At 70.7% G+C, this 25,328-nt stretch carries 26 protein-coding genes and 1 pseudogene; 14 read left to right on the top strand and 13 right to left on the bottom strand.

The genetic code is table 11. The annotated features are described in order from the left end of the window. Nucleotides 1-60 precede the first annotated feature (60 nt). A complete protein-coding gene (locus M2283_RS05030) occupies nt 61-1,041 on the top strand; it encodes an ArsR/SmtB family transcription factor (RefSeq protein WP_280874792.1) in 981 nt (326 codons plus the stop codon). A 66-nt stretch (nt 1,042-1,107) separates the two neighbouring features. Here M2283_RS05030 and M2283_RS05025 read toward each other — a convergent pair whose 3' ends face one another. The 6 genes and pseudogenes from M2283_RS05025 to M2283_RS05000 form a co-directional block, all read right to left on the bottom strand. Continuing rightward, nucleotides 1,108-2,253: a Gfo/Idh/MocA family protein gene (locus M2283_RS05025; RefSeq protein WP_280875551.1), complete on the bottom strand. Its 1,146-nt coding sequence runs from the start codon at nt 2,251-2,253 to the stop codon at nt 1,108-1,110. 77 nt (nt 2,254-2,330) lie between these two features. Continuing rightward, on the bottom strand, nt 2,331-3,473 hold the full coding sequence (locus M2283_RS05020) for a Gfo/Idh/MocA family protein (protein WP_280874790.1): 1,143 nt from the start codon (nt 3,471-3,473) through the stop codon (nt 2,331-2,333). Next, a complete protein-coding gene (locus M2283_RS05015) occupies nt 3,470-4,258 on the bottom strand; it encodes a ThuA domain-containing protein (protein ID WP_280874789.1) in 789 nt (262 codons plus the stop codon). The genes M2283_RS05020 and M2283_RS05015 overlap by 4 nt, the downstream gene beginning before the upstream one ends. Nucleotides 4,259-4,299: 41 nt before the next feature. Next, nucleotides 4,300-4,665: pseudogene (locus M2283_RS05010) on the bottom strand (carbohydrate ABC transporter permease); the annotation flags it as partial. A 200-nt stretch (nt 4,666-4,865) separates the two neighbouring features. Next, the gene (locus M2283_RS05005) at nt 4,866-5,891 is read right to left on the bottom strand and encodes a LacI family DNA-binding transcriptional regulator (protein WP_280874788.1); all 1,026 of its coding nucleotides are present in this window, start codon (nt 5,889-5,891) and stop codon (nt 4,866-4,868) included. 139 nt (nt 5,892-6,030) lie between these two features. Continuing rightward, the gene (locus tag M2283_RS05000) at nt 6,031-6,525 is read right to left on the bottom strand and encodes an AAA family ATPase (RefSeq protein WP_280874787.1); all 495 of its coding nucleotides are present in this window, start codon (nt 6,523-6,525) and stop codon (nt 6,031-6,033) included. Nucleotides 6,526-6,607: 82 nt separating this feature from the next. On the opposite strand from M2283_RS05000, the gene M2283_RS04995 reads away from it, so the two are divergent. Beyond that, nucleotides 6,608-7,150, top strand: a complete 543-nt coding sequence (locus tag M2283_RS04995; protein ID WP_280874786.1) for a GNAT family N-acetyltransferase — start codon at nt 6,608-6,610, stop codon at nt 7,148-7,150. Between the two features lie 28 nt (nt 7,151-7,178). Here M2283_RS04995 and M2283_RS04990 read toward each other — a convergent pair whose 3' ends face one another. Continuing rightward, nucleotides 7,179-8,825, bottom strand: a complete 1,647-nt coding sequence (locus tag M2283_RS04990; RefSeq protein ID WP_280874785.1) for a condensation domain-containing protein — start codon at nt 8,823-8,825, stop codon at nt 7,179-7,181. Between the two features lie 138 nt (nt 8,826-8,963). Between M2283_RS04990 and M2283_RS04985 the strand changes: the two genes are divergently transcribed. Then, nucleotides 8,964-9,194: a DUF5133 domain-containing protein gene (locus tag M2283_RS04985; RefSeq protein ID WP_280874784.1), complete on the top strand. Its 231-nt coding sequence runs from the start codon at nt 8,964-8,966 to the stop codon at nt 9,192-9,194. A gap of 260 nt (nt 9,195-9,454) precedes the next feature. Here M2283_RS04985 and M2283_RS04980 read toward each other — a convergent pair whose 3' ends face one another. Beyond that, nucleotides 9,455-9,802, bottom strand: coding sequence for a hypothetical protein (locus tag M2283_RS04980; RefSeq protein ID WP_280874783.1), 348 nt, complete (start codon nt 9,800-9,802; stop codon nt 9,455-9,457). Between the two features lie 221 nt (nt 9,803-10,023). On the opposite strand from M2283_RS04980, the gene M2283_RS04975 reads away from it, so the two are divergent. The 5 genes from M2283_RS04975 to M2283_RS04955 all read left to right on the top strand — a co-directional run bounded on the left by M2283_RS04975 (nt 10,024) and on the right by M2283_RS04955 (nt 15,468). Beyond that, nucleotides 10,024-11,592, top strand: a complete 1,569-nt coding sequence (locus M2283_RS04975) for an FMN-binding glutamate synthase family protein (RefSeq protein WP_280875550.1) — start codon at nt 10,024-10,026, stop codon at nt 11,590-11,592. A 35-nt stretch (nt 11,593-11,627) separates the two neighbouring features. Then, nucleotides 11,628-13,397, top strand: coding sequence for a thiamine pyrophosphate-dependent enzyme (locus tag M2283_RS04970; RefSeq protein ID WP_280874782.1), 1,770 nt, complete (start codon nt 11,628-11,630; stop codon nt 13,395-13,397). 119 nt (nt 13,398-13,516) lie between these two features. Then, the gene (locus M2283_RS04965; protein WP_280874781.1) at nt 13,517-13,936 is read left to right on the top strand and encodes a phage holin family protein; all 420 of its coding nucleotides are present in this window, start codon (nt 13,517-13,519) and stop codon (nt 13,934-13,936) included. Then, a complete protein-coding gene (locus M2283_RS04960) occupies nt 13,933-14,403 on the top strand; it encodes a DUF3618 domain-containing protein (RefSeq protein ID WP_280874780.1) in 471 nt (156 codons plus the stop codon). Before M2283_RS04965 ends, M2283_RS04960 begins: the two co-directional genes overlap by 4 nt. Nucleotides 14,404-14,616: 213 nt before the next feature. Then, complete coding sequence (locus tag M2283_RS04955) at nt 14,617-15,468, top strand: EamA family transporter (protein ID WP_280874779.1); 852 nt, start codon at nt 14,617-14,619, stop codon at nt 15,466-15,468. A gap of 71 nt (nt 15,469-15,539) precedes the next feature. Here M2283_RS04955 and M2283_RS04950 read toward each other — a convergent pair whose 3' ends face one another. Next, on the bottom strand, nt 15,540-16,505 hold the full coding sequence (locus M2283_RS04950; RefSeq protein ID WP_280874778.1) for a pirin family protein: 966 nt from the start codon (nt 16,503-16,505) through the stop codon (nt 15,540-15,542). Nucleotides 16,506-16,641: 136 nt separating this feature from the next. On the opposite strand from M2283_RS04950, the gene M2283_RS04945 reads away from it, so the two are divergent. The 3 genes from M2283_RS04945 to M2283_RS04935 all read left to right on the top strand — a co-directional run bounded on the left by M2283_RS04945 (nt 16,642) and on the right by M2283_RS04935 (nt 18,027). Continuing rightward, nucleotides 16,642-17,166: a MarR family winged helix-turn-helix transcriptional regulator gene (locus M2283_RS04945; RefSeq protein ID WP_280874777.1), complete on the top strand. Its 525-nt coding sequence runs from the start codon at nt 16,642-16,644 to the stop codon at nt 17,164-17,166. Next, nucleotides 17,163-17,600: a MarR family transcriptional regulator gene (locus M2283_RS04940; RefSeq protein WP_280874776.1), complete on the top strand. Its 438-nt coding sequence runs from the start codon at nt 17,163-17,165 to the stop codon at nt 17,598-17,600. The genes M2283_RS04945 and M2283_RS04940 overlap by 4 nt, the downstream gene beginning before the upstream one ends. Before the next feature lie 79 nt (nt 17,601-17,679). Then, entirely contained in the window at nt 17,680-18,027 is a 348-nt protein-coding gene (locus tag M2283_RS04935; RefSeq protein WP_280874775.1) for a tetratricopeptide repeat protein, read from the top strand. Between the two features lie 61 nt (nt 18,028-18,088). Here the strand turns inward: M2283_RS04935 and M2283_RS04930 are convergent, their stop codons facing one another. Beyond that, nucleotides 18,089-19,486, bottom strand: coding sequence for a PepSY-associated TM helix domain-containing protein (locus M2283_RS04930; protein WP_280874774.1), 1,398 nt, complete (start codon nt 19,484-19,486; stop codon nt 18,089-18,091). A gap of 147 nt (nt 19,487-19,633) precedes the next feature. Between M2283_RS04930 and M2283_RS04925 the strand changes: the two genes are divergently transcribed. Continuing rightward, a complete protein-coding gene (locus M2283_RS04925; RefSeq protein WP_280874773.1) occupies nt 19,634-20,278 on the top strand; it encodes a peptide deformylase in 645 nt (214 codons plus the stop codon). 62 nt (nt 20,279-20,340) lie between these two features. Here the strand turns inward: M2283_RS04925 and M2283_RS04920 are convergent, their stop codons facing one another. Continuing rightward, nucleotides 20,341-21,774, bottom strand: a complete 1,434-nt coding sequence (locus M2283_RS04920) for a dihydrolipoyl dehydrogenase family protein (protein WP_280874772.1) — start codon at nt 21,772-21,774, stop codon at nt 20,341-20,343. A 122-nt stretch (nt 21,775-21,896) separates the two neighbouring features. Between M2283_RS04920 and trxA the strand changes: the two genes are divergently transcribed. Continuing rightward, the gene (gene trxA / locus M2283_RS04915; protein WP_280874771.1) at nt 21,897-22,283 is read left to right on the top strand and encodes a thioredoxin; all 387 of its coding nucleotides are present in this window, start codon (nt 21,897-21,899) and stop codon (nt 22,281-22,283) included. Between the two features lie 3 nt (nt 22,284-22,286). Here trxA and M2283_RS04910 read toward each other — a convergent pair whose 3' ends face one another. Beyond that, nucleotides 22,287-23,465, bottom strand: coding sequence for a 4-hydroxybenzoate 3-monooxygenase (locus tag M2283_RS04910; RefSeq protein WP_280874770.1), 1,179 nt, complete (start codon nt 23,463-23,465; stop codon nt 22,287-22,289). Nucleotides 23,466-23,482: 17 nt separating this feature from the next. Then, nucleotides 23,483-24,517 carry a LacI family DNA-binding transcriptional regulator gene (locus M2283_RS04905; protein ID WP_280874769.1) on the bottom strand — a complete coding sequence of 345 codons (1,035 nt, stop codon included), beginning with the start codon at nt 24,515-24,517 and terminating at the stop codon, nt 23,483-23,485. A gap of 107 nt (nt 24,518-24,624) precedes the next feature. Here M2283_RS04905 and M2283_RS04900 point away from each other — a divergent pair, with 107 nt between their 5' ends. Continuing rightward, on the top strand, nt 24,625-25,299 hold the full coding sequence (locus M2283_RS04900) for a TetR/AcrR family transcriptional regulator (RefSeq protein ID WP_280874768.1): 675 nt from the start codon (nt 24,625-24,627) through the stop codon (nt 25,297-25,299). Nucleotides 25,300-25,328: the final 29 nt, after the last annotated feature.

Here is a 25,328-nt window from a genome sequence, read left to right as displayed (position 1 = left end):
AATCACGGGGCGAGAGCAGGGCGGCTCGCGTCCCGTATGTCCCGAGCGAACGAGGACGTAATGCTCCGTATTCATTTCACCCCCCACGACCTGCAGAGCATCCGGATCCTGCGGCGCCCGGACCCGCTGTGGGAGATCGTCTGCAGTATGTGTCGGCTGAAGACCGGACAGGGGCCGCTGGAATTCGGTCAGTGGCGTCGTTCGGCGCGTTCCAGAATCGCGGGCGAACCGGCCTTGAGGGACGCCCTGCAGCCGCTGCGGTCACTGATCCCGAGCGTGGGCTACATCCCTGATTTCCTCACTCCCCCAGGCTCCGCGGCGGAGTTGACCGCCGGCCTCGACGAGGTGCGCGCCACCCCGCGCAGGCGCCTGACGCGCGAGCTGACGCGGCTGAGCGGGACCCGTGCGCTGCCCGCCTGGACCACCGGACTCGGCCGCCCCGGCGACGGCGGACTGACCGCCCTCACGCGCGCGTTGCGGGTCTACTTCCGCACCCTGGTCGAGCCGCACTGGTCCCAGGTGCGCGCGATGGTCGGCGACGATCTCGACCGGCGCACCGAGGCGCTCCTGGACGGCGGCAGCGTCGCCCTGCTGAACGGCCTGCATCCGCATGCCCGTTGGCAGTCGCCGGTCCTCGAAGTGGACTATCCGGTGGACCGTGACCTGCATCTCGAAGGGCGCGGACTGCTGCTGGTCCCCTCGTACTTCTGCTGGGGCCGGCCGACCGCGCTGGCCGACCCGGAGCTGACGCCCGTCCTGGTCTACCCGGTGTCGAAGACCCCGCTGGACGTCTCCCGCAGGACCGGGGAGGCGCTCGTACGCCTGCTGGGACGCACGCGTGCCGCGGTCCTGGCCGACGTGGCCGAGCGGGAGGGCCGGACCACGTCCGAGGTCGCCGAGGCGGTGGGCCTCTCGCTGCCGAGCGTCAGTCACCAGCTCGGCGTTTTGCGGGAGGGCGGCCTGGTCGACAGCCAGCGCGCCGGCAAGTACGTCCTGCACTCCGCGACTCCGCTGGGGCTGCGGCTGCTCGACGCGGGGTGAACGCCTCGCCCACGCACGCGTGGTGAACGCGCCGCCCACGCGCGCGTGCTGATCGCGCCCGCCCGGTCAGCCGACGCTCGTCCAGCGGGAGGAGTCCGCCGCACTGCGCTCGACCGCCCGCATCACGTACTGGACCTGGAGGCCGTCGGCGAACGACGGGCGCGGCTCGCTCCCGTCCTCCGCCACCGCTGTCAGGAAGTCGTGGACCTGGTGGACGAACGCGTGCTCGTAGCCCAGGCCGTGACCGGGCGGCCACCAGGCGCCCAGGTAGGGGTGTTCGGGCTCGGTGACCAGGATCCGGCGGAATCCCGCCTCCGTCTCCGGGTCGTCGGCGTCGTACAGCAGCAGCTCGTTCATGGACTCGAAGTCGAAGGCGACCGACCCGCGTGAGCCGTTCACCTCGATCCGCATCGCGTTCTTGCGTCCCGTGGCGAAGCGGGTCGCCTCGACCACGACGAGTGCGCCCCCTTCCAGCCGGCCGGTGAACGCGGTCGCGTCGTCGACGGTCACCTGCCCGCGCTGTTCCCCGGCCCGCGCCGAGAGCCCGCTGGATTCCGTCGGCAGGGGGCGCTCGGTGACGAAGGTGGCCTGCGTCGCCGACACCCCGGTGAGGCGTTCGCCGGTCAGGTGTTGGAGCAGGTCGATCACGTGCGATCCGAGGTCCCCCAGCGCGCCGGAACCGGCCCGTTCCTTGCGCAGCCGCCACACCAGCGGAAACTCGGGGTCTACGATCCAGTCCTGGAGGTACTGGGCCCTGACGTGCCGCACCTCACCGATCCGCCCCTCGGCGATCAGGCGGGCGGCGTGCGCCAACGCAGGAACGCGCCGGTTGTTGAAGCCGACCATCGAGCGGACGCCTGCCTCGGCGGCGACCTGCGCGGCGGCGGCCATCCGCTCGGCCTCCTCGACCGTGTTGGCGAGGGGCTTCTCGCACAGCACGTGTTTGCCGGCCGCCAGAGCGGCGGTCGCGATGTCGGCGTGGGAGTCGCCGGGTGTGCAGATGTCGACGACGTCCACGTCGTCGCGGCGTACGACTTGCTGCCAGTCGGCCGCCCAGTCGCCCCACCCCAGTCGCTCGGCCGCCCGAGCCGTGCCCTTCGGGTCACGGCCGCAGACGACGGTCATGTCGACGTCGAAGGGCAGGTCGAACACCCGGGGCGCGGTGCGCCAGGCCTGGGAGTGCACGGCTCCCATGAACGAGTGGCCGATCATCGCCACCCCGAGGCGGGGGCGGCCGGACACAGGGTCGGGCGAAGGGCGGGGCACGGGGTCTCCCTATCGGTAGGGCGTCAGGCGGAAGCGGCGGGGGGCGGTGCCTGGTGCGGGGCGAGGGCGCCGCGGACCGACGGCCAGCCGGCGAGGGCGGCGCGTACGTCGGGGCGGGTCTCGTCCCGTAGGGCCACCGCGTACGCCTGGTCGAGAACGTCGTCCACGAGTACGAGCTGCCCGGTCCGGGCCGACTCCACCGCGGCCTCGACCATCGCCAGGCTCATGGTGTTCTCGTGCACCTCACCCATGGGCGAGGTGCCGGTCCGCAGCGACTCGACGAAGACCCGCAGCGCTCCGCCGATGTCGGAGTACGGGGAGCGGGCCCGCTCGGCGGGTTGTACGTCGGCGACGAGTACGGGCTCGGTGTCGCCGTCCCACAGCGCCGAGCCCTTCTCGCCGCTCGCCCGCCACGTGCCGTTCCATGAGGTCTCGGCGCCCGGACTGCACCAACTGCCGTTGTACGCATAGCGCGCACCGCCTTCCATCTCGAATACGGCGCTCGCGGCGGCGTCGCCTTCGTACCAGCTCCACGGCGGGTTGTACGCCTGGCAGTAGGCGGAGACCGGGTCCGCGCCGAGCAGGAAGCGGGCCGAGTCGAAGGCGTGGATCGCCATGTCGATCAGCAGCGGGTACGCCATCTCCTCGCGGAAACCGCCCATGTGCGGAGCCTTGAAGAACTCGGTCGTCAGCGTGCCGATCGCGCCGAGTTCCCCCAACATCCCGCGCAGGGCGAAGAGTTGGGGGTTCCAGCGCCGTGACTGGCTGACCATGAACAGCTCGCCGCTCACCTCGGCCGCGGCGGCCAGCGACAGGGCCTGGGCCAGGGTGTCGGCGATCGGCTTCTCGCCGAGGACGGGCAGGCCGGCGAACAACGCGGCGGTGGTGACGGGGTGATGAGCCACCGGAATCGTCACGTTGACGATAGCCTGGGCGCCGGTGTCGGCCGCGAGCGCGACCGCGTCGGAGCCGACCGGGAGGTCCGGCCGGCCCAGGTCGGCGGCGGATCGCCGGGCCGCGTCCAGGTCGAGGTCGACGATGCCGGCGAGTTCGGTCTCGGGTGCGGCGGTGACGGTGGTCAGCCACTGCTGTCCCATGGAGCCGGCGCCGACCACCAGCACGCGCAGGGGGTTGTCGGGTCCGCAGGGGATGGTCCGGTGGGTCATCGGAGCGGCCCCGAGTAGTCCACGCCGTTGAAGAAGTCGTCGGTGTCGTACCGCAACAGCACCGGGTGGCTGCGCTCGGGCCGGTCCGTACGCGCCCACCGCACGCCGTTGGCGATCACCCGGCGGATGTCCTTGTTGTGGTAGACGGGGTAGTCCTGGTCGCCGGGGCTGAAGTAGAAGATCCTTCCGTGGCCGCGGCGGAACGTGCAGCCGCTGCGGATCACCTCGCCGCCGGTGAACGAGCTGACGAAGACCAGCTCTTCAGGGGCGGGGATGTCGAAGAACTCCCCGTACATCTCGTCCTCGTCGACAATGAGCGGATGCGGGACTCCCTGGGCGATGGGGTGCGTGGGATTCACCGTCCACACCAGCTCGCGGTCGTGCTCGTTGCGCCAGCGCAGGGTGCAACTGGTGCCCATGAGCTTGACGAAGATCTTCGACCAGTGGCCGGAGTGCAGTACTACGAGGCCCATGCCGGACAGCACGTGCCGGTGTACCCGTTCCACGACCTCGTCGGACACCTCGGCGTGGGCGGCGTGTCCCCACCAGGTGAGGACGTCGGTCGAGGCCAACACCTCCTCGGTCAGACCGTGTTCGGGATCGTCCAGCGTGGCGGTGCGTACGGCGCAGGCGTCGCCGAGGTTCTCCTTGATGCCCTCGGCGATCGTGGTGTGCATGCCCTGCGGGTAGATCTTGGCCACGTGCTCCTCGATCTTCTCGTGGCGGTTCTCCCCCCACACGGTCACATTGATCGGGGCCGGGGGCGGTGCGGAAGACGTGGTCACAGGAGTGTTCTGCCTTTCTCCGAAGTCGCCCTGGGGGCGGGTCATTTGACGGCTCCGCCGGTCACGCCGGTGGCGATGTAGCGCTGTGCCACCAGCAGCAGTACGAGAGCCGGGACCGAGGCGAGGGTCGCGGTGGCCATCACCGCGTTCCAGTCGCTGACGTGGGAGCCGAGGTACTGGTAGAGGCCGAGGGTGACGGGGCGGACGTCCTCGGTCGTCGTCAGGGTCAGCGCGAAGAGGAAGTCGCTCCAGGTGAACAAAAACGTGAACAGCCCTGCCGTGATGAGGGCGTTCCTGCTCATCGGCAGGACGATCGAGACGAACGCCCGCGCCCTGCCCGCCCCGTCCACCCGGGCCGCCTCGATCACCGACAACGGGATGTTGCCCATGAAGGCCCGCAGGATCAGCTGTTCGAGCCACAGCCGCTCAGGGTGAGCGGCGCCAGGAGCGCGAAGGTCACCGTCAGTGTCGTTCTGCTGAGGATCGCTCGTCGTTGAGCCATGTTCGTTCTCTCCTCGGTCGGCGCTGTCTCGGGCGGACCGCGCGGGGGTGTCGATGCGTATCGACAGCAATGACGCGTCATCTCCCTTGACACGGACAGTGGGGATCAGCGGGCAGGAAGGCTGGTCTGACGCAGGGTCAGACGTGGGGTCACGAGTTCGACGGTCGAAGCGGTGGGCACGCTCTCGTGGTTGAGCAGCCGGAACAGGATTCTCATCGCGCGGCGCGAGACGTCCCTGGGTTCCAGCGAGAGGTTGGTGACGGGGGGTGTGGAGGTCTCGGCCGTGCGGTCCGTGCACAGTCCGATCACGGACAGGTCGCGACCGGGAACCAGACCGCGGTCCAGCAGGCTCTGCAACGTCGGCTGGATCAACTGGGGATCGGGGACGACGAGCCCCAGCCTGCCGCCGCCGGGCCCCTGTTCCGTGAGCGCCTCGTCCAGCGCGGCCTCGGCCCCGGCGCGGCTGGTGTCAGGCGGGCTCACCTCGACGTAGGCGATGCCGTGTGCGGCGGCCGACTCCTCGGCTCCCCGCAGGAAGCGGCGGACGAAGTTGACGTCGCGCGCCATCACGTCACGCGGGTAGCCGAGCAGGACGACACGGTCGTGCGCGGAGGAGGCCAGCTCGTCCACCGCCATGCGGCCGGCCAGGGTGTAGTCCAGGTCGACGCAGTACAGGCCGGCGGGGTCGTCCGGCACGCCGATCAGGATGACGGGGACGCTCAGCCCGGCCGCCACGGGGATGCGCGGGTCCTTGGACCCGACCTCCATCAGCACGATCGCGTCGCACAGGGACTGGTCGCTGAGCCGGGTGAGGCCCTCGGCGCCCTCGTCCTCGGTGGCCAGGATGACGTTGTGGTCCTCTTCCCGGGCGCACTTGGTGATCGTCTCGATGAAGGGCAGCACCCCCGTCATGTCGGCCCCCGGCGCGAACGGCACGACCAGGCCGATGACTTGGCTGCGCTGACTCGCCAACGCCCGCGCGCCCGCGTTGGGCTGGAACCCCAACGTCTCGATCGCCTCCTCGACCCGACGCCGGGTCTCGGGGGATATCGAGCGGCGTCCGCTCATGACATAGGAGACGGTGCTCTGGGAGACGCCCGCCAACCGGGCCACGTCCCGGCTTGTCACCATGCGAGCACCTCCCTCGGTTCCTCGGTGTCGATACGTATCGACTGACTGGGACGAGACTGTAGGGAGGGGCCGCGAACGACGGCAAGGTGCGTGCAGGAAAAGATTCCGTGGGGGCGGTCAGCCGCCTACGGCGGCCAGGTCAACCGCACCGTCCCGGAGGCGGGACGTCGAAAAGGCCCAACTCTTCGGCGTCGGGGGCCTGGAAGAGCTTCGCGTACTCCTCCAGCAATGCGCGGCCGATCAGGACGGCCCCTGGCCCGCCCGTCCGGCTACGGGCTTCGAGGCGCCGGCACAACTCGTCGACCGACGCGGCCAGGTAGTGCAGTTCGACGGGAACGCCGAGCGCACGCGCCGCCGAACGCTTCTCGTCCCGCTCGGCGCGCTCCCAGAAACCGAACTCCAGGATCACGGCCTGCCCGAGCCGCAGCAGGTCCTGGGCATGCTCCCAGAACCGCCTCTCCAGCCGGGCGCGCATGCGCTCGTCGAACAGGTCGACACCGAGATCCGCCAGCCATTCGTCCGGACACAGTCGCACCGCCGGAATCTCTGCCGCCAGGCGCTTGGCGAGCGTCGTCTTCCCGGAGCCGGGAAGGCCGCACAGCAGGATCAGCCTGGGCTTCGGGCTCGTATCCACCGGGGGTTCCTCGTTGGCTTGCGGCGAGCGCCCGCCGCTTAATCGTTTGCCGCCGGCCGACACGCTCGGATAGGAAGCTCGCATGCTAACGGGCAGCAAGGTCGGGCTCAGGGCCCGGCACGAGGACGACACTCCCATCCTGCAGGCCGAACTCCACGACGACGTGGTCAACTACTCGCGGTCCGACGACCAGCCGTGGCGGCCGATCACGCCCAAGTCGAAGGACGCGCAGGTCGTGGCCGATGACAAGGACGACCGGCAGGTCAGGTTCTCCGTGGTCGAACTGGACGGCGGCACGCTGCTCGGCGGCGCGACGCTGTGGGGCATCGACAACCACAACCGGTCCGCGCACATCGGGCTGGGGCTGCGGCCGTCCTCCCGCGGCAAGGGCTACGGCACCGACGTGGTCGCGGTGCTCTGCCACTACGGCTTCGTCGTACGCGGTCTGCAACGGCTGCAGATCGAGACGCTGTCGGACAACGCCGCGATGCTGCGCGCCGCCGAGCACAACGGCTTCGTCCGCGAGGGCGTGCTGCGTTCCTCGGCCTGGGTGATGGGTGAGTTCCTGGACGAAGTGCTGCTCGGGCTCCTCGTCCAGGAGTGGAAGCGGGACTCGGAGAGCTAGGACGGGGAAGTCCCTGGCCTCGCCCACGTCACCTCGACACAGCCCTCTCCCACTCCACGAGACCCGGTTCGGCTCGGCGCGGGCCGTTGACGGTGGTGACGGTGCCGTGAACGCGCGATCCGGTTGTTTCGTCGCGTGGAGACGGCATCGTGCCGAAGTGTGAGATCTCCAGCAGCACTCGCTGGAGCGTGCGGCGAAGTTCCGTCATGGTTCGCCGGGACTGTGGTGTGTCGGCGTAGATCGAGTTCATGTGGAGGCCGGCGGTGTCCCGCTGGAACCAGGAGGAGGTTCCGTTGGAGCGTGACGCCCAAACGTGCGTGGTGGGCCGCCAGTTGTGGTGGTTCTCCGCTCCCGGGCACTTCCTCATGTCGGCGTAGGAGAAGAAGTTCACCGGGAACGGCCAGGTGCGCTTGGCGAAGTCGTCCGGCGCCAGCAGTTCCCACACCCTCACGAACGGCACGTCGATGCTGCGCAGCATCTCCGCGAAGCCCGTCCGCACATTGGCCACCACCTCGGCGAAGCTCTCTTCCTCCGCCACGGAGAACTCGATGGGCATGGTGTTGACGAACCATCCCATCGAGCCCAACCAGTCACCCTTGCCGCGTTCACTGACCGGCATCAGCCCGCGGTAGACGCTGGGGCCGCCCGTCTCCCGAAGGGAGATCGCGACCGCGGCCAGTACCCCCATGAACGCCTTCCCGCCGACCGCGAGGCAACGACTCTCCAACTCGGCGGTCTGGCGGGCATCGAGGAGCGGAAACGCTTCGTTCACCGTGGGGTAGGTCCGCTCCGGCTCGATACCGAGATCGAGCGGGAATCTCGGGAAGAACTCACCGTTGCGCGCCATGAAGGACTTCCAGTAGTCCAGCCGGCCGTCGAACTCGCTGATCGCCAGATAACGCCGGCGCTGTTCCTGCGCGAAGTCCAAATAGCTTCCGACAGTGGGGAGTACGACATCGGAGCCGGCCGCATACGCGGCGTACGCGGTCTGGATGTCGCTGACGACGTTCGGCATCGACATGCCGTCGCACACGATGTGATCGAAGGCCAGGTACACCGTCGAGGAGTCGTCGCGGACCACCGCTCCCATCAGGAACAACGGCCAGGAGAGCGTGTCGATCCGCTCCTTGAAACTGTCGGACAGGAAAGTCCGGAGTTCGTCCGTGGAGTCGAACTCGCCCACGTCGACCGCTGCCAGGCCGATGTCCTGCGGGCCGAGCGGCTCGCACGCCAACTCGCCCGCCAGCCGCCGGAACTCGCACCGCAGCACCTCGTGACGCTGCGCGAAGTACAACAGGGCGGATTCCAGTGCGTGCCGGTCGAGAGGCCCCGACACCTCGAACGCGATGGCGAGCCAGGAGGAGAACAGATCGTCCGCCTTACGTCCTTCCTCGGCCACGCTGAAATGCTTGTCCTGGTTGAACGAGGCCCTTCTGACCGGCCCGTCAACGCCGCTGCCGGCCTGCTCCCCCATCCGTTGAAGCCGCCACTCCACCAGGCGCCCGGGCGCCAAGTCGAGTGCCTCCAAGGGAAACTGCCTCATGCTGGCTCTCCCGCCACGTAAGAACGACTCTCTGGACGGGTAACGACCATGGGCTGAACAGGTGGCGTTGGCATGGCAGCATTTGCCGGACCTACGCATAATTGGCGGCCGGGCTCGTGCCGGTTGCGTCACGCGGCCAGGTTCCCGCCCGCGCTCTCGCGACCGTCCGGGCCGGTAAGGGACTCGCGGGAACACCAATCCACCGCATAGGCAGGTAAGCCGGGGGTAACCGCATCGCGAATGTCAGGTTCGCATGAATGGAGACCCCTGGTGCTGATGGCTCACCCCGCGGTGTTGAAGGACCTGGTCGATCAGTACGAGACCCTGTGCGCGCTGCATGCCGAGAACGGCAGCCCCGCCGCACGACGCCGGATGGACGACGTCGCCTACACGCTGTGTGTATCCACCGGCACCCGCGACGTCGACTCCGCCCTCATCGCCGCCCGCCGCCGACTGGCCGACGCCCGTACCCAGGGCGACTCCGTACTCACCGCCGGCTGACCTCGTACCTCCGCGGCCTTCGGTCGTCCCCGTCTGCGAAGACGCCGGAGTCCAGGTGTCCGCGGAGGTCGGCGGGGTCCCGGTACACCGCCTGGGCACCGGCGCTCTCCAGATCCACGCGCGGCGGGCGCTCTCGCCCTCTCACGGTTCTCGGAGGGCGGGCAGCAGTCTCTGTTCGGCCCATGCCAGGTACGGCTCCTGGTGGTCGCCGCCGCTCCGGATGAGCGCGTGGGTCGGCTACGCGGGTTGTGGCCCCCGCCTCATCGCTGCTTCGTGCCGAGTCGCAGGTCGGCCTCCTTCTCCTGGTCGCCCGACGCCGTGCCCCGCTCCTGTACGGCGAAGGCGACGCCCAGAGCTTCGCGAAGCCGGTCCACGGCGACGTAACTGCCCTGCAGCGTGGCGGAGACCAAGCCCTCCAGGGGGATCGGACCGGTCGGGATCCACTCCTGCGTCGGCTCGAACTCCGCGGTCCAGACGGCTGACTGGTCGCCCGGCTGTTCCTGGGGAACGTCGTCGGAAGGACGGTCGGTGGGGAACGCCGTCCGCAGGACGCCGAACACGGTGGCGGCGTCCTCCTTGGACGCTCCGGTGAGAGACACGGTGGCCATCAGGCTTCCTTCCAGCTCGCGCGGGTGGGCATCAGGCGCAGTTACCCCGACGGCCGACGATGATGCCGGCCTCCATGTCGGTGGGCGTCGCACAAGGCCGTAGTGGCCGCCTTCCGGCCCTCGTGCCAGGCGTCGGTGAAGTCCAGGAACGCCAGGTCGGCACGGTCGGTCCGCATGAGACGGGTCAAGCGGGTTACTCGTGGCTCGTGCTGAGAACCGGAATGGTCGCGGTGGTCGTGGGCGCCGCCCTCGCAGTGGGCGGTGTGGCAGTGGTGGCGTCGCCCTGGTGGTGGATGGCCGCTGTGCCGCTGGCCGCGCTCGGTGTGATCGGCGTGTGGGACCTGGCCCAGCGGCGGCACTCGGTGCTGCGCAACTATCCGGTGATCGGACACGCCCGCTTCCTGTTGGAGCGCATCCGTCCCGAGTTGCAGCAGTACTTCGTCGAGCGGAGCTTCGACGGGCGGCCCTTCGACCGGGACATCCGCAGCATCGTCTACGAGCGGGCCAAGGGCACCGCCGCCGAGGAGCCGTTCGGGACCGAACGCGACGTGTACCAGGCGGGATACGAGTACCTGGTGCCCTCGATGGCTCCGTGCCCGGTGCCCGAGCACCCGCCGCGCGTGCGGATCGGAGGCCCGGACTGCACCCGGCCGTACGACATGGCACTGCTGAACGTCTCCGCGATGAGCTTCGGCTCGCTCTCCGCGAACGCCGTACTGGCGCTCAACCAGGGGGCCGCGGCAGGCGGTTTCGCGCACGACACCGGCGAGGGCGGGCTGTCGGAGTATCACCTGCGCCCGGGCGGTGACCTGGTCTGGGAGATCGGTACCGGCTACTTCGGCTGCCGGACCCGGGACGGGGACTTCGATGCCGGGGAGTTCGCCGAGAAGGCGTCGGGCGAGAGCGTCCGGTGTGTGTCGCTCAAGCTGTCGCAGGGTGCCAAACCCGGTATCGGGGGTGTACTGCCCGGAGCCAAGGTCAACGCGGAGATCGCCCGCGTACGGGACGTGCCCGAGGGACGAACGGTCGTCTCACCGCCGTACCACCGGGTGTTCTCCACACCTCGCGAACTCGTCCGTTTCATAGCGCGGATGCGGGAGCTGTCCGGCGGCAAGCCGGCCGGTTTCAAGCTGTGCCTCGGTTCACGGCGCCAGTTCCTCGCCGTGTGCAAGGCGATGATCGAGGAGGGCACCGCACCCGACTTCATCATCGTCGACGGCGCGGAGGGCGGCACGGGTGCCGCACCTCTGGAATTCGCCGACCACATCGGCACACCGCTCACCGAAGGCCTGATGACCGTGCACAACGCGCTGGTCGGCGCGGGCCTGCGGGACCGCATCCGGATCGGCGCCAGCGGCAAGATCGCCACTGGGGCCGACCTCGTCAAACGCCTGATCCAGGGCGCCGACTACGGCAACGCGGCCCGCGCCATGATGTTCGCGGTCGGGTGCATCCAGGCCCAGCGCTGCCACACCAACACCTGCCCTGTCGGCGTCACCACCCAGGACCCGCGACGGGCCCGCGCGCTGGACGTCGGCGACAAGGCCGCGCGGGTACGGCGCCTCCAGGAGGCCACCGTCGGCAGCGCCCTCCAGATCATGGCCTCCATGGGAGTCACCGACCCCGCACAGCTCCACCCGCACATGCTGCGACGGCGCGTCGACCCACAGACCGTGCGCTCCTACGACGCGCTGTACGAGTGGCTGTCCCCCGGACAACTGCTGGTCGAGCCGCCCGCCGACTGGGCCGTCGACTGGAAGGCCGCCGACCCCGACCACTTCACCGTCTGACCTGGAACCGACCCGGAACCGACCTGGAGGAATCCGTGGCACGAACCGTCGCCCGCGTCATCGTGGACGCCCTGAGCGAACTCGGCGTCCGCCAGGTGTTCGGCGTCGTGGGAGACGCGCTCAACCCCCTCACCGACGCCATCCGCACCACCGATGACGTGGAGTGGGTCGGCTGCCGTCACGAGGAGGCGGCCGCCTTCGCCGCGAGTGCCCAGTCCCAGCTCACGGACCGTCTGGGGGTGTGCATGGGCACGGTCGGCCCCGGTTCGGTCCACCTCCTCAACGGCCTCTACGACGCGGCCAAGAGCCGTACGCCCGTACTGGCCATCGCCGGCCAGGTCCCGCTGTCCGAGCTGGGCAGCGACTCCTTCCAGGAAATCGACAACGACCTGCTCTTCCGTGACGTGGCGGTCTTCCGCGCCACCATCACGGATCCCGACCAACTGCCGCAGCTCCTTGAGACGGCGGTGCGCAACGCCCTGGGCCGCAAGGGCGTCGCGGTCCTCACCGTGCCGGGCGACATCGGCGACCGGGAACTGCACGCCGACCGTCCGGCCCGCTTCTCCCTCACCACGCCCACCACGCGCCCCGAGGCATCCGCCGTGCGCCGGGCCGCCGATCTCCTCGACCATGCGGACCGGATCACCCTGCTGGTCGGACAGGGCGCCCGCGCCGCCCGCGGAGACGTCCTCGCGCTGGCGGACCGCCTCGCGGCCCCGATGGTGCTGACGCTGAAGGCCAAGGAGGGCTTCGAGGGCGACAACCACTTCCAGGTCGGCCAGACCGGTCTGATCGGGAACCCGGCGGCGGCCGGGGCCATGCAGACCGCGGACACCCTGCTCCTGCTGGGCACCGACTTCCCCTACCGCGACTGGTATCCCGAGGGCCGTACGGTCATCCAGGTCGACACCGAGCCGGCGCACATCGGACGCCGCGTCCCGGTGGACATCGGCCTCGTCGGCGATGTGGGTGCCACCGCGCGCGACCTGCTCGACCATCTGGCCGCCGAGCCGGGCGAGTTGGGCGACCTGGGCGGCGCGCGCGACCGCGGGCACCTGGAGGAGGCACGGGAACGCTTCCTGGGCTGGCGGAAGGACCAGGCACGCCTCGCCGACCCCACACACGACAGGGGTCTGGTCGGCAAGGTCCGCTCCGCGCTGGACAACCGCGAGCACGGCATCCGGCCGGAGGCGCTGGCCGCCGCCGTGGACCGCAGCGCCACCGACGACGCGATCTTCACCTCGGACACCGGAATGGCCACCGTCTGGCTCTCGCGGTTCGTGGAGATGCGTGGGGCGCGTCGGCTGCTCGGCTCCTACAACCTGGGCTCCATGGCCAACGCCATGCCGCAGGCACTCGGCGCGCAGTACCTGGACCGGGACCGCCAGGTCGTCGCGTTCTGCGGCGACGGCGGCCTGAGCATGCTCCTCGGCGACCTCATGACCCTCAGGACCTACCGACTGCCGGTCAAGCTCGTCGTCTTCGACAACCGCCGCCTCGGCATGGTCAAGCTGGAACAGGAACAGGCCGGTCTCCCCGAGTTCGGGACGGTCCTGGACAACCCCGACTTCGCCGCAGTCGCCACCGCCATCGGTATCACCGGCATCCGCGTCACCGACCCCGGCGACCTCGACGACGCCGTACGCCGCGCGTTCGCCACGCCCGGCCCCGTCCTTCTCGACGTGCTCACCAATCCGGACGAGATCGCCGTCCCCGCCAAACCCACCGTCGAACAGGGCTGGGGCTTCGCCGTCGCCAAGGTGAAGGAACTACTGCGCAGCCACGGCGACGAAACCCACCACTGAGCGGTGAGGCGTCGTTGTCCGGGTACCCGGACACACGATCAGACGGTGGCAGGAGACGGCCGGTCGGCCGAACGACACAGGGCCTGCCGAGAACGCCGACGAAGGACAGGTGAGCACCCATGACAGCAGAAGGCTCCCCCCGCACCGGCAGCGGAGCACAGGAACCGGTCGGCGACCTGGTCCAACGTGCCTCGCAGCAGTTGTCGGAGTTGGTCCGCGACGAAATGCGCCTGGCTCAGGCGGAGATGGTCCAGAAGGGCAAGCGCTTCGGCAAGGGCGGCGGGCTGTTCGGCGGCGCCGGTCTGGTGGGTGTTCTCACCCTCCAGGCACTGGTGGCCACCGTGATCGCCGCGCTCTCGCTCGTCATGGATGTGTGGGCGGCGGCGCTGATCGTCACCGCCGTCCTGGCCGCCGTCACCGCGCTGATGGCGGCTCTCGGCAAGCAGCAGATCAGCAAGGCAGCCCCGCCTGCGCCGCAACAGACCATCGACAGCGTCAAGGCCGACGTGGCCGAGATCAAGGAGAAGGCACACCGATGACCCAGGACAAGCCGCACACGGGCGATGAGGCAGCACCCTCCACGGAGGAACTGCGCGAACAGGTCGAGGCGACACGCGAGGAACTCGGTGAGACCGTCGAGGCGCTCGCGGCCAAGGCCGATGTCAAGGCCCGCGCCCAGGAGAAGACGGACGCCGTCAGGCAGCAGGTCGAGGAGAAGACGACCCAGGCCAAGGCCCAACTGCGGGACAAGGCGTCACACGCGGTCCATGTGGTGCAGGACAGGACACCGGAGGCGGTGCGGGTCAAGGCCACCGCGGCTACGGAGCAGGTCCGCGACAAGGCGGTTCACGCCGGGCAGCTCGCCCGGGAGAAGACCCCGGAGCCGGTACGCGAGAAGGCAGGCAAGGGCCTGCAGGCGGCACGGGCCAACCGTGGCCCGCTGCTCGCCGCGGCCGGCGCATTCATCGCGCTGCTGCTCATCCGCCGCTCCAGGAAGCACCGATGAAAGCGGCCTAGATCGCATAGAGACCCCTCGGTATGACAGCCGACCTTCCGGAGGGAAGACGCCCTCCCCCTCGTCCACCGAGCGTTCGCCGGCGCCGCGTTGGTTCGGTGTACGGGGGTAGGCGGTGTGCCATGTTTTTGGTGCCCAGGACGTGGTCGGCCCCGTCACTCGCAGCCCCTTCACCCGCTCGACGGGACGTCGTCGGGGCGGGCGATGGGTGAGTCGCTCGCCCTGTTGTCCGCCTTGTGCTTCGGCATCACGCACTTCGTCAACGGTCTGCTGTCCCGGCGGGACCAAGGAATGACCGTCGCCCTGCATGCCCAGGTGGGCGGCACCGCGCTCGCACTGGTCCTGGCGCCGAGTCTGTCCGGCGGCTCGGCCGCGCTCGCGGACTACGGGTGGGGAGTGCTGTCGGGGGTCGGCACGGGCGTGGGGGTCGCGTTCCTCTACCGGGCGATGTCGCAGGGAGCGATGAGCGTCGTCGTCCCCGTGAGCGATGTCGGTGCGGTGGCCCTGCCCGTCCTGGTCGGCGTGATTCTCCTCGGGGAGCACCTTTCCGCGCCTGTGTGGGTGGGGATGGCCGCCGTACCGCCGGCGCTCTGGCTGGTCTCCCAGAACACTCCGGGTGCGGGCCGGGAGCGCCACGGAACGCTGTCCGAGGGCGTGCCGAGCGCGCTGGTGGCCGGCGGGGGATTCGGTCTGCAGTTCCTGGCCATGGCACAGGTGGACGGCGACAGCGGTCTGTGGCCGGTGGCGCTGAGCCGGGTGGTGTCCGTCGTGGTCATCGCCGCCGTGCTGACGCCCTACGGCGGCGGGCGCTGGACCATGCCGACCGGTGCATGGGCGACGGCGGTGGCGGCGGGCATGGTCGGGACGGCCGCGATCGTGCTGTACCTGGAAGCCACCGCGCACCAGCTCATGGCTGTGGCCACCGTGCTCTCGTCCCTCTACCCCGCCGTCCCTGTCGTTCTCGCCCTGCTTCTTCTGGGGGAGCGCCTGAACCGTCGTCAGGTCCTCGGCCTGGTCTGCGCCTCACTGGCCATCGGCCTGATCGCTCTGCGCTGAGTCGTGTGCCGTGAGCGCGCCGGAGTCGCCCGCGCCCACAATGCGAGCGGAGCAGGTGGGCGCTCAGCGGCTCAGCGCACCCTGCCTCGCGGCTTCAACGCCACCGGCGGCAGTTCGGGCGCCGGCATCGGGTCGCCGTCGTACCCCTTCACCTCGCCGAAGCGCGACCCTGTCATCCAGTCCTCACGAGCCTGCACGATCTCTTCCTGGGACCGCCCGATCCAGTTCCAGAACATGATCAGTTCCTCCTCGAACGGCTCACCTCCCAGGAGCATCAGACCGGCGTCCGACTCGGCCCGCACCGGCAGTTCGTCGCGGCCGCAGCCGAGGTAGAGCATCGAGCCCGGCAGCAGCGGCACACCGTCGACGCGGGTCTCGCCGGACATCGCGAGGACGGCGTACTCGAAGTCCCGCTCCAGCGGGATGCGTACGTCCGCCCCGCCGGCGAGCGTCAGGTCGGCGCCGACGATCGGGGTGTACGCCGTGCCGGGCGAGGTCGCGCCGTCGAGGTCGCCGAGGATCAGGGTGGCCTTGAGGCCCGGTGCCGTGACGACCGGCAGTTCGGCGTGGTGCTCGAAGCGCGGGTCGGTGTGGCGGTGGCCGTCCGGGAGGGCGACCCACAGCTGCGCGCCGTGCAGGAGCCGGGCGTGCTGACTCGGGCTCTCCTCGGAGTGGCTGATCGCGCGGCCGGAGGTCATCAGGCCGAGTTCGCGCGGGCGGATCGTCTGCAGGCTGCCGGTGGAGTCCCGGTGCAGCACCTCGCCCTCGTGCAGCCAACTCACCGTCTGCAGGCCCATGTGCGGGTGCGGCGGGACCTGCATGCCGGGTTCGTCGGCGATGTCGTCGGGGCCGTAATGATCGACGAAGCACCAGGCACCGACCATCCGGCGACCCAGGTTGGGCAGCAGACGGCGGACTTCCGTGGACGCGCCGAGCTGTACCCGACGAGGGCTGAGAAGTTCACGCACGGGCTCCGCCACCACGAAGCCACGACCACCGCACAGGGCGGGAACCGCCTCGCGATCAAGATTGCTCATGTCCCACAACCTAGACCCGTCAGAGCCGTTCCGTCAGTCCGGGCCGTCCGGGCGATACCGAACGGGGTTTGCCGGTCCGTCGGGTCCGTCCGAAACATAGTAGCCATGGACATAGTAGCCATGTACTGTATCCGTCATGAGCAAGGGTTCCAGCGCAGGTTCGGAGAAGGCGACGCCCGGTGCACTGGTGTGGCGTCTGTCGATGAAGTGGCGGGTCGCGGTCGACCGGGCGGTGGCCCCGCTGGGGCTGACCCACGCGCAGTACGTGCTGGTGGCCTCGCTGTACGGACTGCGGCGGGCCGACGAGCGCCCCAGCCAGCGGCGCCTCGCCGACATCACGGGCCTGGAGCCGCTCTACGTGTCCAAGCTGGCGCGCGCGCTGGAGGCGGCCGGCCTGGTCGAGCGGGCCCGGGACCCACGGGACCCCCGCGCCGTACAACTGGCGCTCACCGAGCAGGGCCGCGAGGTCACCGGGCGCGCGATCAAGGTCGTACAGGGGCTGTTGCAGCAGTTGCTGGAGCCGCTCGGCGGTCTCGACAGCCCGCGCGCCAAGGAGTTCTCGCGCGATCTGGCGACCCTGCTCGACGCACCCCTGGACCCCTTCACGTTCGCCGCGCACGACGACAACGAGCACGACGACAACGAGACGGAGCAGTCATGACCACCACCACACCCACCACCAACGGCCGCGTCATCGGCCTGGCCCACTACGCGGGGCGCGCCGTCCTGGAGAGCGTCCTGGCCGACCACGACGCCACCTTCGAGCAGCAGATCACCCTGGGCCGCGTCACCGGGGCACCGGTCGAGCGTGACGCGCTGGCCGAGGAGATCGCCGACGCGCTCAAGGTCGGCACGGCCGAGACGCAGGGCGTCCTCGACGAGCTGATCGCGAAGGGGCTGCTGGCGGCCGAGGCCTCGCAGGTCCGGCTCACGGACGCCGGGCAGACGTACTACGCCGAGGTGTCGGCCGAGGTCGGGGAGATATCCGCCCGGATCTACGCCGGTATCCCGGCCGAGGACCTGGCGGCGGCCGGCCGTGTGCTGGCCCAGGTGACCGCGCGGGCGAACGCGGAGCTGGCCGCGCGCCGCTCCTGAGGCACACCCGTCCGACGCCCACAAGGTAGTGGAATATTCAATCACCTCCCCCGGTTGTGCAGCCCGAAGGAGGCAACGAGTGGACACCACGTACTACGACCACGGAACACCGGCGGAGCGCAGGGAGCGCGCGCAGCTGTTCTTCGACGCCAAGGACTTCACGGCCGCCGCGCGGGTGCTGGACGGGCTGGTCGAGGAGGTGCCGGAGCAGACCGGACCCCGGCTGCTGCTGGCGCGGGCCTACTACCACTCGGCCCAACTGAAGCGCGCGGAGAGCGAGTTGCGCGTCATCGTCGAGCGCGATCCGGTGGAGCACTACGCCCGGCTGCTGCTCGGCCGCACGCTGCAGCGGCAGAGCCGGGACGACGAGGCCGACTCGCACCTGCGCATCGCTTCGGCGCTCGCGGGCGACTTCGAGCAGGTCTGAGCCACACCGCACGACCGACCCCCGGGTCACCTCCGTACCGAGGTGGCACGGGGGTCGTCTGTCATCGAGACGCCCCTGTCCCCCGCCGGTGGGCGATCTCGCCCAGCAGGATGTCGGCCGCGATGAAGGCGGCCAGGGGAATGCCGAGCAGCGGCACGAAGTAGCCGAGGACGGCGATGACGGCGACGCACGGGACGAGGATCTGCGGGGGCACGTTCTGCCAGGCGCCCCGCGGGATGGGCCGGCCGAAGGAGGAACCCCGGCCGCGCTGCCACCACATGCGGTAGCCCCAGACGATCAGCAGGATCAGGGAGCCCGCGAGCAGCATCAGGGCGATCTGGTTGACCAGTCCGAACAGGACGCCGGTGTGCAGGTCGATGCCCCAGCGGGTCAGCTTGGCGAGCAACGGGTGGTCGGCGAACCGGAGTTCGTCGGTGACCTCGCCGCTGGTCGGGTCCACGGCGACGGAGTCCTGCTTCTCTGGCCAGCTGCGCTGGACCTGGCGGACGACGTACGCGGAGTTCTCGTCGGCGGGCGGGACGATCTCGACGGGGTCGGTGAGACCCTTGGCGCGGGCCGCCGCGAGCACCGTGTCGAGGCCCACCCCGTGTTCGGCGTCGCCGGTGGCGGTGGCCGCCCCGTGTCCGGCGTGCTCGCCGCCGGCCGTCGCCGAGACCGACGGGGTGGACTGGCCGAGCGAGGTGCGGAGTTCGTCGATGTTCGCGCCGGCGTACGTCGACCAGGTCAGGCCGGTCGCCGAGAGGAAGATGAACCCGGCCGCCGCCCAGACGCCGACGGTGCCGTGCAGACCGAGTGTGCGCCGACGGCCGCTGGTGCCGCGCACCTTGCGCAGTGCCCGGCGGCGGGAGAACCACAGCACCAGGCCGCCGCCCGCGATGACCCACAGCCAGCTCGCGGCGAACTCGCTGTAGAGCCGGCCGGTGTCGCCGAGGTGCAGATCCCGGTGGAACTCGTCGATCCAGGTGCGCAGGGGCAACGCGCCGGTCGAGCCGTACTGTTCGAGCGCGCCGCGCACCTCGCCGGTGTAGGGGTCGACGAAGACGGCGAGCGAGTGGTCCGGGTCGATGCCCGCGACGCCCGACAGCAGCACCCGGGTGGTGGCGTCGGACTCCGGCGAGGGGCGTACGGCGGACACGGTGCCGTCGGGGTGGGCCTTGCGGGCGGCGGTCACCTGCTCGGATATGGGCAGCTTGGTGTCGCCGACCTTCGAGACGGTCATCTCGTGGGCGTACACGAGCTTCTCGGCCTGGAACGCGCCGGCGTAGAGGAAGCCGGTGACGGCGGCGACGAGCAGGAACGGTGCGACGAACACTCCGGCGTAGAAGTGCAGGCGCAGCACCAGGGGGCGCAGCGGGGCCCATCTGGAGGGGGTCGGCGCGGGGACGGCGGCGGCCGGTTTCGGGGCCTCGTCCGTGGTGGTCGAGGGAGCGGTGGACATCGGCGGGATCTCCGGGGGGGACAGGGACGGTGTGTGGCTGTAGCGGTCCAGTAGTCGGGGGCGGAGGGCGTCGAGTTCCCGGCGACACAAGTGGCCTGCGTCACACGGCGCAACGGTCGTGGCGGAACGTCATGGCATCCTGGCTCGATGGCAACTCCCCGTGACCCCGCACCCCTTGCCGACCTGGTCGAGGAACTCCTCGCCACCGACGGCCCGTTGCCGATCGTGGCCGCCGGTGACCCGGTACTGCGCAAGGGCACCGAGCGCTTCGACGGTCAGCTGGACCCCGCGCTGCTGGCCCGTTTCGTCGAGGCCCTGCGGGTCACCATGCACGCGGCGCCGGGCGTGGGCCTGGCCGCGCCGCAGGTCGGTGTACCGCTGCGGATCGCGGTGATCGAGGACCCGGCGCCGGTGCCGGACGAGGTGCGGATCGCCCGGGGCCGGGTGCCGCAGCCGTTCCGGGTGCTGGTCAATCCGTCGTACGAGCCCGTCGGCACCGCGCGGGCCGCGTTCTTCGAGGGCTGCCTGAGCGTGCCGGGGTGGCAGGCGGTGGTGGCACGCCATGCTGAGGTGCGGCTGACGGGCGAGGACGAGCACGGGCGCGCGGTGGACGAGGTGTTCACCGGCTGGCCGGCGCGGATCGTGCAGCACGAGACGGACCATCTCGACGGCACGATCTATCTGGACCGCGCCGAGCTGCGTTCACTGTCCTCCAACGAGGCGATGGCGGAGCGGTGGGCCCGGCCGACGCCGGAGGAGGCCGCGCGGGAACTCGGCTTCCAACTGCCGTAGGGACAGGGCGCGGGGACCACCTGGAGTCGGTGGTCCCCGCGTGAACTTCCCTGTGGTGGACGTCAGTTGTCGCGGTACGCCTCCAGCAGACGCAGCCACACCTCGCTGAGCGTCGGGTAGGACGGCACCGCATGCCAGAGGCGGCTGACCGGCACCTCGCCGGCGACCGCGACGGTCGCCGAGTGGATCAGTTCGCCGACGCCGGGGCCGACGAAGGTGACGCCGAGCAGGATCTCGCGTTCGAGGTCGACGACCAGGCGGGCCTTGCCCCGGTAGTCGTCCCCGTACAGGCCCGCGCCGGCCACCGAGGAGAACTCGACGTCGACGGCCCGCACCCGGCGTCCGGCCTGTTCGGCCTCCGCGAGCGAGAGGCCGACGGCTGCCGCCTCCGGGTCGGTGAAGACGACCTGCGGCACGGCGCTGTGGTCGGCGGTGGCCGCGTGCGCGCCCCACGGGTCGGTCTCCAGGAGCGGTACGCCGGAGGCGCGGGCGGCGATGGCGGCGCCCGCGATCCGGGCCTGGTACTTGCCCTGGTGGGTGAGCAGGGCGCGGTGGTTGACGTCGCCGACCGCGTAGAGCCACTGGCTGCCGGTGACGCGGAGGCTGTCGTCGACGGTGAGCCAGGAGCCGGGTGCCAGGCCGACCGTGTCCAGGCCGATGTCCTCGGTCCGCGGGACGCGGCCGGTGGCGAAGAGGATCTCGTCGGCCTCGATGCGGTCTCCCTGGCCGGTGACGACCACGACCGTGCCGTTCTCGCGGGTCACGGACTCGACCGAGGTGCCGGTGCGCACGTCGACGCCGGCCGCCGTGAGCGCCTCGGCGATCAGTTCGCCGGCGAAGGGCTCCATGCGGTTGAGCAGGCCCTTGCCGCGGACGAGGAGGGTGACGCGCGAGCCGAGGGCCTGCCAGGCCGTGGCCATCTCGGTGGCGACCACACCGCCGCCGACCACGACCAGCCGGCCCGGCGCCGCCTCGGCGCTGGTGGCCTCGCGGCTGGTCCAGGGGCGGACCTCCGCGAGTCCGGGCAGGTCGGGCAGTGCGGCACCGGTGCCCGTGGCGACGGCGACCGCGTGCCGGGCGGTCAGCGTCCGCACGGTCCCGTCGGGGCCGGTCACCGTGACCGTGCGGGGTCCGGCGAGGCGGCCGTGGCCGCGGTAGAGGTCGGCGCCGATGCCGTCGAGCCAGCCGACCTGGCCGTCGTCTTTCCAGTGGGAGGTGAAGTAGTCCCGCCTGGCGAGAACCGCGGCCGCGTCGAGCGGGCCCTGTACGGCCTGACTGAGGCCCGGCAGCCGGCGGGCGTCCGCCTGGGCGATCACCGGGCGCAGCAGAGCCTTGCTGGGCATGCACGCCCAGTACGAGCATTCGCCTCCGACGAGTTCGCTCTCCACGATCGCGGTGGAGAGTCCGGCCGCACGGGTGCGGTCCGCGACGTTCTCCCCCACGGGCCCGGCCCCGAGCACCACTACGTCGTACGCGATGGATTCCGTTTCCGTCATGGGCTCAGTCTGGTGGGTGGTGTGGCCGGAGGCCACACGGGTAGGGGCGCGGAATACGTGACCGGTCGGCCGCGTTGTGCCGACGGCTTCGCCCCGACACCGAGGAAGTAGGGATACACGTCATGAGCAGCACCGTGGAGCTCACCAAGGAGAACTTCGACCAGACGGTCACGGACAACGAATTCGTCCTGCTCGACTTCTGGGCAGCCTGGTGCGGGCCGTGCCGTATGTTCGCCCCGATCTACGACAAGGCCGCCGAGGAGAACCCGGACCTGGTGTTCGGCAAGATCGACACCGAGGCGCAGCCGGAGCTCGCCGCCGCCTTCGGCATCCAGTCGATCCCGACGCTGATGATCGTGCGTGACCAGGTCGCCGTGTACGCCCAGGCGGGCGCCCTGCCGGAGGCCGCCCTGACCGACGTCATCGGCCAGGCCCGCAAGCTCGACATGGACGAGGTCCGCAAGGCCGTCGCCGAGCAGCAGGCGCAGGCCGAGCAGAACGGCGAGTAGGACTCAACCCTGGAGTGGAAGTCCCGTGTAGTTGGCGGCCAGTTCGGCGGCCGCGTGCCGGGACGCGGTGATTCGGCGCAGACGCGCGAGCTGTATCCGGTTCTCGAACGCGTCCCCGTCCGGCTGAGCATGCAGCATCCTTGTCATGTCGTACGAGAAGCGCGTGGCCTGCCACACGCGCGCGAGGCATGCCTCGGAGTAGGTGTCCAGGAGTCGCTCGGAGCCCGTGCGGTGCAGTTCGGTGAACGCGCGGGCCAGGACGCGGACGTCGGAGACGGCGAGGTTGAGTCCCTTGGCGCCGGTCGGCGGCACGATGTGCGCGGCGTCGCCCGCCAGCAGCAGCCGCCCCAGGCGCATCGGTTCGTGGACGTAACTCCGCATCGGCGTCACGGACTTGGCGGTGATCGGACCGCGCTTGAGGGTCCAGTCGGCGTCGACGGCGAAGCGGGCGGCGAGTTCGTCCCAGATGCGCTCGTCGGGCCAGTCGTCGGGGTCGGTGTCGTTGGGGACCTGCAGATACAGGCGTGAGACGTGCGCGGAGCGCATGCTGTGCAGGGCGAAACCGCCCTCCCCTCGCGCGTAGATCAACTCGTCGCAGGACGGCGCCACATCGGCCAGGACACCGAGCCAGGAGTACGGGTAGTCGTGCGCGTACGAGCGTGACACCTCGGCCGGGAAGGTGCCGCGCGCGATGCCGTGGAAGCCGTCGCAGCCGATCACCCAGTCGCAGCTCAGTGTCTGCTCGCGGCCCTCGTGCACGAACCGGACGACCGGTGCCTCGCTCTCCGGCTTCTCGACCGCGAGGGCCTCCGCCTCGAACAACAGCGGTGGCCCCTCGACCAGTTGGAGGGCGACCAGGTCCTTCACGATCTCGGTCTGGGCGTAGATGGTGACCGTGCGGCCGCCGGTGAGGGCCGGGAAGTCGATGTGGTGGCGTTCGCGGTCGAAGCGCAGCTCGATGCCCTGGTGGACCAGGCCCTCGGCGCCGAGGCGGTCGGCGGCGCCGGCCTCGCGCAGGGCGTCCACCGTGCCCTGCTCCAGCATTCCGGCGCGCTGGCGCTGCTCGACGTACTCCCGCGTCCGGGCCTCCAGGACGACGCAGTCGAGGCCCGCGCGGTGCAGCAGCCGGGCGAGGAGCAGCCCGGCGGGGCCGCCGCCGATGATGCCGACCGTCGTGCGCATGGGCGCCTCCTGTGGGTTCAGCTGGAGTCGCGGTGGACCACCGTGGCGCCCAGCACCTCGTGCGTCTCGGGCGCGGCACCCGGGTCGCGCACCGCGCGGTCCACCAGTTCGGCGAGGTCGCGGCCGGACGGGAGCTCGATGTGCACCGTGCTCAGCCGGGGCCGCAGCAGCCGGCCGAGCACGAGGTCGTCGGCGCCGATCACGGCCGTTTCCTCCGGGATGCGGACGCCCTCGTCCTGCAGGGCGCGCATCAGCAGCATCGCGTACTCGTCGTTGTACGCGAACACGGCGTCGAGGTCGAGGGCGCGCCAGCGGGCGGCGAGGCGCGCGGCGGCCTGCTCGTCGTAGGCGAGGAGCAGGTCGGTGACCGCCGCGTCGGTGCCGTCGAAGGCCCGGCGCACGCCCTTCAGGCGGGGCAGCGAGAAGGGCTCCAGGCCGCCCTCCTCGGGGACAAGGACGCCGACGCGGCGCCGGCCGCGGTCGTACAGGTGGCGGCCGGCACAGAAGCCGACGGCCTCGTGGTCCATGAGCAGGGCGTGGGCGCCCTCGACGGACTCGGGGCCGAGGGTGACGACGGCCCGGGCACCGGAGCGCTTGAGCACCGTCACGCCCTGCGGGCCGAGTCCCGCGCCGGGCACCAGGACGGCGACGGGCCGCAGTTCGGCCCAGGCGCGGGCGGCCTCGTCGCCCTGCAGGCCGACGGTGCCGTACTGGACGACCGTGTAGTCGAGGCGGCCGAGCGCCCACTGGAGTTCGTTGATGAACTGGCTGTAGAGCGGGCCGACCGGGATGGTCGGGGCGGGCATCAGGACCAGGCGGCTGTGTCCGGCGCGCAGGCTGCGGGCGGCCGCATGGGGCACGTACCCGAGTTCCTTCGCGGCCTCGTGGACACGGCGGCGCGTGGGCTCGCTGATCCGTACGGCGCTGGTGTTGTTGAGGACGTAGGAGACGGTCGCGCGCGAGACTCCGGCCAGGCGGGCCACATCGGCGCTCGTGGGCACGGGGCGCGCGGCGGGGGACGCGAGCGCGGGCGTGTTCGGTATCTGCACCATGACGTACGGCATCTTTGCAGAACCTGTGTCGGAGGCCACACTCGGCCTACAACGAATATGTTCGTCACGAACTTGTTCTCAACGAACATGTTCGTTACCGTGGAGGCATGACAGACCGCCCCGACATCCCCCGCAGCCGCCGCGAGCGTCCGGCCAAGCCCGCCCTGTCCAGGGAGGGCATCGTGGCCGCCGCGGTCGCCGTGCTGCGTGCCGAGGGCCTGCCGAAGGTGACCATGCGGCGCCTGGCGCAGGAGCTCGACACCGGCCCGGCCTCGCTGTACGTCTACGTGCGCAACACCGCGGAGCTGCACGCGGCCGTCCTGGACGAGCTGCTGGGCACCATCGGTCCCGTCCCGGCCGAGGGCACGTGGCGCGAGCGGCTGGAGCGGGTCCTCACCGCGTACACCGCGATGCTCTTCGAGCACCCGAGCCTGGCCCGCTCCGCGCTCACCGCCCGGCCGAGCGGGCCGCACTACCTGACCCTGATCGAGACGCTGCTGACCCTGCTCGACGAGGGCGGCGTCCCGCCGGCGCAGGCCGCGTGGGGTGTCGACATGCTGCTCCAGCAGGCCACCGCGACGGCAGCCGAGCACTCCGCGGACGAGGCCACCCAGGAGGACTGGGACACCCTGACCCGCGCCCTGCACGAGGTGTCCGACCAGACACACCCGCACCTCGCCGCACTCGCCGACACCCTGCTCTCGGGAGCACCCCCGGTACGCCAGTCGTGGGGATTCCAGGCACTGATCACCGGTATCGAGCGGACCGCCGTACCCGACTGACGTCGCTCCGCCCCCCATGCCACCCCTTC

Origin of the sequence: Streptomyces pseudovenezuelae (assembly GCF_029892565.1) — a bacterium.
In the GTDB taxonomy this organism is placed as follows: domain Bacteria; phylum Actinomycetota; class Actinomycetes; order Streptomycetales; family Streptomycetaceae; genus Streptomyces; species Streptomyces pseudovenezuelae_A.
Note: the sequence above shows the minus strand (reverse complement) of the source record. Positions and strands in the feature narration are given on the sequence as shown.

Excerpts from the sequence above, each read along its gene's own strand:
- M2283_RS05030 (WP_280874792.1), top strand. The coding sequence starts at position 61 with ATGCTCCGTATTCATTTCACCCCCCACGACCTGCAGAGCATCCGGATC.
- M2283_RS05025 (WP_280875551.1), bottom strand. The coding sequence starts at position 2,253 with ATGATCGGCCACTCGTTCATGGGAGCCGTGCACTCCCAGGCCTGGCGC.
- M2283_RS05020 (WP_280874790.1), bottom strand. The coding sequence starts at position 3,473 with ATGACCCACCGGACCATCCCCTGCGGACCCGACAACCCCCTGCGCGTG.
- M2283_RS05005 (WP_280874788.1), bottom strand. The coding sequence starts at position 5,891 with ATGGTGACAAGCCGGGACGTGGCCCGGTTGGCGGGCGTCTCCCAGAGC.
- M2283_RS04995 (WP_280874786.1), top strand. The coding sequence starts at position 6,608 with ATGCTAACGGGCAGCAAGGTCGGGCTCAGGGCCCGGCACGAGGACGAC.
- M2283_RS04980 (WP_280874783.1), bottom strand. The coding sequence starts at position 9,802 with ATGGCCACCGTGTCTCTCACCGGAGCGTCCAAGGAGGACGCCGCCACC.
- M2283_RS04975 (WP_280875550.1), top strand. The coding sequence starts at position 10,024 with ATGGTCGCGGTGGTCGTGGGCGCCGCCCTCGCAGTGGGCGGTGTGGCA.
- M2283_RS04965 (WP_280874781.1), top strand. The coding sequence starts at position 13,517 with ATGACAGCAGAAGGCTCCCCCCGCACCGGCAGCGGAGCACAGGAACCG.
- M2283_RS04960 (WP_280874780.1), top strand. The coding sequence starts at position 13,933 with ATGACCCAGGACAAGCCGCACACGGGCGATGAGGCAGCACCCTCCACG.
- M2283_RS04955 (WP_280874779.1), top strand. The coding sequence starts at position 14,617 with ATGGGTGAGTCGCTCGCCCTGTTGTCCGCCTTGTGCTTCGGCATCACG.
- M2283_RS04950 (WP_280874778.1), bottom strand. The coding sequence starts at position 16,505 with ATGAGCAATCTTGATCGCGAGGCGGTTCCCGCCCTGTGCGGTGGTCGT.
- M2283_RS04945 (WP_280874777.1), top strand. The coding sequence starts at position 16,642 with ATGAGCAAGGGTTCCAGCGCAGGTTCGGAGAAGGCGACGCCCGGTGCA.
- M2283_RS04940 (WP_280874776.1), top strand. The coding sequence starts at position 17,163 with ATGACCACCACCACACCCACCACCAACGGCCGCGTCATCGGCCTGGCC.
- M2283_RS04930 (WP_280874774.1), bottom strand. The coding sequence starts at position 19,486 with ATGTCCACCGCTCCCTCGACCACCACGGACGAGGCCCCGAAACCGGCC.
- M2283_RS04925 (WP_280874773.1), top strand. The coding sequence starts at position 19,634 with ATGGCAACTCCCCGTGACCCCGCACCCCTTGCCGACCTGGTCGAGGAA.
- M2283_RS04920 (WP_280874772.1), bottom strand. The coding sequence starts at position 21,774 with ATGACGGAAACGGAATCCATCGCGTACGACGTAGTGGTGCTCGGGGCC.
- trxA (WP_280874771.1), top strand. The coding sequence starts at position 21,897 with ATGAGCAGCACCGTGGAGCTCACCAAGGAGAACTTCGACCAGACGGTC.
- M2283_RS04910 (WP_280874770.1), bottom strand. The coding sequence starts at position 23,465 with ATGCGCACGACGGTCGGCATCATCGGCGGCGGCCCCGCCGGGCTGCTC.
- M2283_RS04905 (WP_280874769.1), bottom strand. The coding sequence starts at position 24,517 with ATGGTGCAGATACCGAACACGCCCGCGCTCGCGTCCCCCGCCGCGCGC.
- M2283_RS04900 (WP_280874768.1), top strand. The coding sequence starts at position 24,625 with ATGACAGACCGCCCCGACATCCCCCGCAGCCGCCGCGAGCGTCCGGCC.